This is a genomic window from Streptomyces sp. NPDC092370 (genome assembly GCF_044755265.1).
Lineage (GTDB): Bacteria > Actinomycetota > Actinomycetes > Streptomycetales > Streptomycetaceae > Streptomyces.
On sequence record NZ_JBIVQO010000013.1, the window covers coordinates 265,046 to 272,522 of the forward strand.

Genomic DNA, 7,477 nt, shown 5'->3' on the forward strand with positions numbered 1-7,477 from the left:
CATGCGTCTGCACTCCCTGCGCCTGCAGGCCTTCGGCCCCTTCGCCCGCCGGCACACCGTCGACTTCGACGCCCTGTCCGCCGACGGCCTGTTCCTCCTGCACGGCGACACCGGCGCCGGCAAGAGCACCCTGTTCGCCGCCATCTGCTTCGCCCTCTACGGCCTGCCGCCTCACGAACGCAACATGCGGCTGCGCAGCGATCATGCTCCCGCGAACCTGCTGACCGAAGTGACCCTGGAAGTAACCCTCGCCGGCAAGCGCCTGCAGATCCGCAGAATCCCCGCCCAGAAGCGACCCCACCTGCGCAACAGCGCAGAACTCGTCGACCAGAAGCCCGAAACCTACCTGCACCAGTGGGTCCTCGACGAACACGGACACGGCCAGTGGGAAGGCATCATCAAGTCCCACAAGGAAGCCGGAGAAGAGATCAAGTCCCTCCTGCGCCTGACCCGGCAGCAGTTCTGCCAGGTCGTCCTGCTCCCGCAGAACGAGTTCACCAAGTTCCTGCGCGCCGACGCATCCGAACGCCGCATCCTGCTCGGCACCCTCTTCGGCACCCGCCGCTTCGGCCTCATCGAAGAATTCCTCGCCACCCGCAAAACCCTCACCGCCAAGACGCGCGACGAGGCCCGCGCCGACGTCCTGCGCCTGGCCGAACGCATCCAGCAGGCAGCCGGCGACGACCTCGAACCCGCCCAAGACGCCCCCCGGGCCGACGACCCCACCACCCTCACCGCACCCGCCCGCGCCTGGGCCAGCGCCCTGCACCGCCAGGCCCTCACCCTCCAAGACGCCGCAACCACCGCCACCGAGACCGCCGAGCAGCAGCTGGCGCAAGCCCGCATCGCAGAACAGGCCGTCCGCGACCTCCACCGTCTCCAGCAGACCCACCGCACCACCGCACACGACCTCAGCCTGCTCCACGAGCAGACCGCCCACCACGACCACCTCGCCGACCGCCGCGAGCGCGCCGTGAAAGCCCAGCAACTGCAATCCGTCCTGGAGACCGCACACACCGCCGACCTCAAGCACACCCGTGCCCTGGACGACGACAGCCGCGCCCGCGCCCTTCTGCTGCCCGAACACGCATCACTCGACGCCGCCGCCCTCACTCACGCCGCGCAGCAACTGCACGCCGACACCGGCGCCGTCCAAGCGCTGCTGCCCGACGAGGCCACCCTCCAGCGCCACACGGCAGAACTGGCCGCACTCGACCGCGAGCGCCAGCAGCTCACCGAAACCCTCACCGACGCCCAGGAACGGCTCAACACCCTTCCCCAACGCCGCGCCGCCCTGGCCGCACGCCTGGATGACGCCCGCAGCGCACAGGAGACCAGCCGCGAACTCACCCCCACCCTCAACCTCGTCGAAAAGCAGCTGGAAGCCGCCAGACGCCGTGACGCCCTCGACCAGCAGATCAGCGCCGCCCGCAAAGTCCTCAGCCAGGCAGAGAAGGACTTTGAGCAAGCCACGAAAACGTACATCGACATCCGGCGCCGTCGTACAGACGGCATCGTCGCCGAGCTCGCCGGCCGGCTCGTCGACGGCGAAGACTGCCCCGTATGCGGTTCCGCCACCCACCCCGCACCCGCCACCGCCCAGCCAGGCCAGCCCACCGCCGCCGACGAACAGGCCGCCGAAGCAGCCCACACCCGCGCCCAGCAGAGCGAGAACAAGGCCAAACAGACCCTGGCCCACCTGAACGAACAGGCCGCCACGGCACGCGGTGAAGCCGGCGGCGACACCCCCCTCGCCGACCTCACCGCCCACCACACAACCCTCGAACAACACCTCGCCGACGCCCTCTCCCAGGCATCCGACGCCGGACCGGCCAGCGAACAACTGGCCCTCCTGGAAAAGGAACAGGCCGAAACCGAGCACACCCGCAACACCGCAACCGCACGCCTGGGCGCCGCCGACGCAACCTACGACAGCCTGCACACGCAGCGCGAAGAGCTCACCCACCGCCTCGCCACCGCCCTCAACGGGCACGCCACACTCGCCGACCGCATCACCGCCCTCACCCAGCACGCCGGCCGCCTCGAGGCCGCCGCCGCGTGCGCCGCCACCGCCACAAGCCGCCACAGCGCCGCCGCTCTGGCGGAGCAGGCAGCCCACGCGGCAGGCTTCACTTCCCCGGCCGAAGCCTCGGCCGCCCGCCTGCCCGACGACGAACTCACCGCGATCGAGAGCCAAATCACCCACTGGCGTGAACAGTGCCTCGTATTGACCGCCCGGCTCGCCGAACCCGAACTGCAGGCAGCCATCGACCAGCCTCCGGCCGACCTCGAGCACGCCGTCACCGAACTGAACACTGCCACCGCAACCCACTCCCGCACGGCAGCCCTCGCCACCCAGGCCGCCGACCGGACAACCGCCCTGGCCACCCTCACCGCTCAGCTGGACACCCACATCCAGCGCCTGGAACCCCTCGAGGACACCTACCGCACCGTCGATCACCTCCACGGCCTCATCAGCGGCGGCTCACCCAGCAACCAGCTCCGCATGCAACTGGAGTCCTACGTACTGGCAGCCCGCCTCGAAGACGTCGTCGACGCCGCCAACACCCGCCTGTCACGCATGTCCCACCACCGCTTCACCCTCGTCCACTCCGACGACAGAGCCGCCCGAGGCGCCAAATCAGGCCTGGACCTCAAGGTCCTCGACGCCTGGAGCGGACACAAACGCCACACCGACACCCTCTCCGGCGGCGAATCCTTCTACGTCTCCCTGGCCCTCGCCCTGGGCCTGGCCGACATCGTCACCGCCGAAGCCGGCGGCCAGGCACTGGACACCCTCTTCATCGACGAAGGCTTCGGCACCCTCGACGAAGACACCCTTCACCAAGTCCTCGACGTCCTGGACTCCCTACGCGCCCACGACCGCACCGTCGGACTCATCAGCCACGTCCCCGAACTCCGCCGCCGCATCACCCAACGCCTGCACATCTCCAAGAACATCAACGGCTCCACCCTCACCCACCTGACCGAAGCGGCCGAATGACCCCACGACGGACGCCGGACCCGCCCTCGCCGACGAAACGCAAGCCCCAGGCCGCGCACACTCACTGATCTTCAACCTGCCGTCGGCCCAAGGCGTAGCCACAACCGCCGGGGCTGCCTGTACCCCTCTCGGCCCCGCCGAGAAAGGCAGCCCCACAGCGCTCCCGCGTCGAAAGCCGCCCATCCCTGAAGGCACCCGACCTGCCTCCCAGAAGGAGCGCATCGAACACGTACTGCTTCATGCCATTTCTGCATGTGATCGAAGTGACGGAAACAGAGCACTGCGGTGCATGAGCACCTGCATCGGCCACCGCAGCCGTACCAGAACACGCTAGTCCAGTCCGCATGACAGGAGTTTCCGCAGATCCGAAAACCACTGTCCCGCATGTTCGAACACCGCCGGACCCGTGACCGCATCACGGCGCGTTTTCGAGGCACTGCCAAGGCCTCCGCTGATCAAACCGGCGGATTTGTCAGTGCCCGCTGCTACACCAATTCCCAGAGATCAGACCGCAGTTGGCGGCCTGACGACACGGAGGAGGAAGCAGTGGCGAAGCCGCCCGAGGGCTACTACAAGGTGCGAAGTCATTACCGACGCAAACCCCGCCCCAGCGCGAAGAAACTGAGCGGCTGGTCGATCGCAGGGCTGATCGCGGTGGTGTGGCTATGGAGCCAGCTCATCGGCTTCGGAGAGGCCTCCCCGACAACACCGCAAACCCCTACACCATCAGTGTCAGCGAGCGTGGGCCACTGATGCCCCGCCGCTCGCCCCGGCTACGCCCACCCCGCGGCGGCAGGGAACAGGCCGCCGCCGCGGCCGTCGCCTGCGCCGCACTCTGGCTGCCGGCCAAGATCGCCACAGCCACATGGCAGGCAGCCGTCCGCATCTGGCCATGGCTCGCCGTCCTCGCGGCTCTCGCCCTCGGCTACGCAGCCTGGCGGTTCATCCGTGAACTGCAGGCCCGGAAGGTGCGGGCCCAGACGATGGCCCGGCTCGAGATCACGCTCGCGCAACTCGACGCCATGGACGACCGGGCCTTCGAGTTCGCCCTACGTGACCTGCTCCTCCGGGACGGCTGGAACGCACGGCAGGTCGGCCGACAAGGAGACCAGGCCGCAGACGTCATCGGCGAAGACCGCCAACGCGGCAGAATCGTCCTCCAGGCCAAGCACACGACCGTCGCCGGCAAGGTCGGCTCCTCAGTGATGTACCAGGTCAAAGGCACCGCAGGCCCCGCGCACGGAGCTGATATCGCAGTCGTGGTCACCAACGGCTCCTTCACCCGGGACGCCAAAACATGGGGCGAACGCCACCAAGTGCACTGGATCGACCGGGACCGCCTGCGCCGGTGGGCCGAACACGGCACGCCCCTGCAAGACCTTCTGCGCCTGCCCACGCCACGCAAGACAGCCTTCCGCCGGGCTGCATGAAACCAAGCGGAGAAAGCCCGAGCCCCGAGCCGTCGCCCCCTATCCGCATCCGACAACACTGATCATGGGGCGCGCATGGGCTCGCAGCGCGCCCCCGCCAGAGCAGAGACACTGCGCCGCACCCCTGCTGTACGCGAGAATGAACGCGAGTCAGCCCCTCCTGCATGCCGAGGAAACGCGCGATGACCGCCAGTCCCACCGCAACAGAACACCCCGGGCGTCTGGTCCTGCGCACAGACCAGCAGGAGGGCCTCGCCAACACGGTTCGCCACCTGCGCCGCCCGCGCACCCGCGGGCACGCCGTCTCGGCCTGCGGCACCGGCAAGACCCTCTTCGCACTGCGCGTAGCCGAGGAACTCGGCGTGCGGCACCTGGCAGTGGCGGTGCCCAGCCTGGACCTGGTCGCACAGTGGGCAGCGGCCGCCCGCGCAGACGGCCGCCGCGAGCCGATGATCACCGTCTCCTCGCTACGCGCCGCCTCCCACCCGTTGCTCGCCGAGGCCGAGGTCGACTCGGCCAACGCGGGGGAGTACCTGGCCTACTGGCTCGGCCGCCACCCCAAAGCGACGGTCTTCTTCACCTACGACTCGCTGTCCAAGATCGAAGAGGCCCAGCACTCCGCAATCTTCCCCGCCCCCCTCTTCGGCCTGCTAGTCGTGGACGAAGCCCACGCCACGGCCGGCACCTGGCAGAAGAACTGGACTGCGCTGCACGACAACGAGCGCATCCCTGCCGAGCGCCGCCTCTACCTCACCGCCACCCCCTATGTGTGGGACGCCCCCCGCCTGACCGAGCCGCCCACCACCAGAGCGCAACCCAAGCGCACCACCGCCACCGCACCCGCCTGGGACGACCCAGCCCTGCTGGCGACCATGGACCAGCCGCAGATCTTCGGCCCCCGCCTGCACACCTACTCCCACGCCGACGCCATCGATGACGGCGTCCTCGCCGACTACCAGCTCGTCGTCCCCACCGTCACCGACACTGAACTGCACAACGCGCTCACCGATCCTGAAGCCGGGCCCACCGCGCGCCGCACCACCGCCCTGCACTTGGCCATCCTCAAAGCCATGCGCGAGCAGCACCTGCGGCACGTGTTCGTCTACTTCCAGCAGATCGCCGACGCCGCCGACTTCGCCCGCCAGTTCGCCCACACCCTGCGCACCCTCCCCGACGAACTGCGCCCCGACTGGGCGGACGACGTCATCGTGCAGTCCATCGACGGCACCCACAGCCCTCACCGGCGCGCCGACACCATCGCCCGCTTCAGCAACGCCGAGCGAGGCGTGCTGGCCAACGCCAAGGTCCTAGGCGAAGGCGTCGACCTGCCGGCCGTCGACGCCGTCGTCTTCGCCGACCGCACCGCCAGCGTCCGCCGCATCGTCCAAGCGCTCGGCCGCGCCCTGCGTAAACCACCCACCCTCAAGACGAAGACAGCCAGCCTCGTCATCCCCGCCTACATCCCGCCCGGCACCGACCCCACCGACCTCCTGGGCACCCCCTACGAAGCCCTCTGGCTGGTCACCGCCGCCCTGCGCCACCACGACCAGACCATCGCGGCCCGCACCCCCCGGGCCAAGAACCAGCATCCCGCCCGCGACTCCCACACCTACATCACCCGCCGCTTCCGCTTCGACCACACCCTCGACCCCACCGCGATCGCCCGCGCCCTCGACCTGCTGGTGTGGCCCTCCAGCGGCGCCGTCCTGTCTGCTCCCCGCCGCGCTGGCCTAGCCGCCGCCATCCGCTACCAAAGCGAACACAGCCACCTGCGCGTGAGCGCCGACTACGAGGACGCTTACGGCTACCGGCTGGGGCAATTCATCACCGGCCAACGCACCGCCTACCAGGCAGGCGCCCTCGATCCGGCATGGATCGCCGAGCTCGAGGATCTCGGCATGATCTGGGACGACCACGAGGCCACCTGGCAAGGCCACCTGGCCACCGTCGAGGCCTTCCACGCCGAACACGGCCACCTTGCCATCCCCATCCAACTACCCGGCGGCCAGTTCCTTGCCGACCAGCGCGCCCTAGCCCGAAAGGACCGCCTCACCCCCGACCGCGACAACCAGCTCACAGCCCTCGACCCAGACTGGAAACTCCCCTACGGCCCCGACTGGCATCGCAAGTACCATCTGCTGCGCCGCCACCTGGAAGCCGGCAACCACCCCAGCACGCTGCGCCGCGACACGGTCATCCACGGAGTGAAGGCGGGCAGCTGGCTACACCGCCAGCTCACCAGCTGGCCCGACCTCGACCCCGGCCAGCGCGACCTGCTCGCCCGCATGGGAATCACCCCCGACCGCGCCCTCTTGGAACAGGAACACGCCGCGGGCAGGCCGAGCACATCGCGCCGGCGCACGTTCGCGCAAACCACCGAGATCCTCGGGCTCTTCGTGGCACGGTGGGGACGCACCCCCGGCGCCCGAGAGTGGATCGAGGTGGACGGCGACCGTGTCATGATCGGTCCCTGGCTCGCCAAGGTCCGCACCAAGCTGAACAATGATCAACTCCCCTCAGAGCAAGAAGAGTTGGTGTCCGCTACCCTTGCCGAGCACGGCATCGATCTGGTCCGTGCTCCTGGGACCATCGGACCATCAAGCGGCTGAGGTTTGGCCGCTGAGCTCAGTGCGACAGCAGACGCGTTCGCCCGCTCCCGGGTCCCATCTCCAGTGGGGGAGTGGCAGAACTCGAATACTCCAAAGTTTTGGATACAAGGAAGCAGCGGCACAGAGGATTGGCACGGCTCGACGTTCTAGTCGTAACTGACGAGCCGTCACCAAGCACCCAGTCGGGTAGGCCAACGCCCACCGTCCCCTGCTGCTAGCTGAATTAACCTGCACCCCAGTCAAGTTGGACTTGAAAAGCGAGGCGAGTCGGGGAGGAGGCACGATCGCGGAGCGATCGGGACACCGCGCCGACGACCCAACTCGATCCGCGGAGCGGATCCGGTCCCGGAGGGACCGAGCCCAGCACCCGCGAAGCGGGTGCTGAACCCGACGCGTAGCGTCGGCGCGTCGTTCCTGCGGAGCAGGACGCGCGC

General features: G+C 68.8%; 3 protein-coding genes. All 3 read left to right on the plus strand.

Annotated features, from left to right (window positions below; translation table 11 throughout):
* The first annotated feature begins 1 nt into the window (after position 1).
* The gene (locus ACIQHQ_RS31860; RefSeq protein ID WP_402618552.1) at positions 2 to 3,004 is read left to right on the plus strand and encodes an AAA family ATPase; all 3,003 of its coding nucleotides are present in this window, start codon (positions 2 to 4) and stop codon (positions 3,002 to 3,004) included.
* 752 nt (positions 3,005 to 3,756) lie between these two features.
* Positions 3,757 to 4,434, plus strand: coding sequence for a restriction endonuclease (locus ACIQHQ_RS31865; RefSeq protein ID WP_402618555.1), 678 nt, complete (start codon positions 3,757 to 3,759; stop codon positions 4,432 to 4,434).
* Positions 4,435 to 4,616: 182 nt separating this feature from the next.
* Positions 4,617 to 7,043: a Helicase associated domain protein gene (locus tag ACIQHQ_RS31870; protein WP_402618558.1), complete on the plus strand. Its 2,427-nt coding sequence runs from the start codon at positions 4,617 to 4,619 to the stop codon at positions 7,041 to 7,043.
* Positions 7,044 to 7,477: the final 434 nt, after the last annotated feature.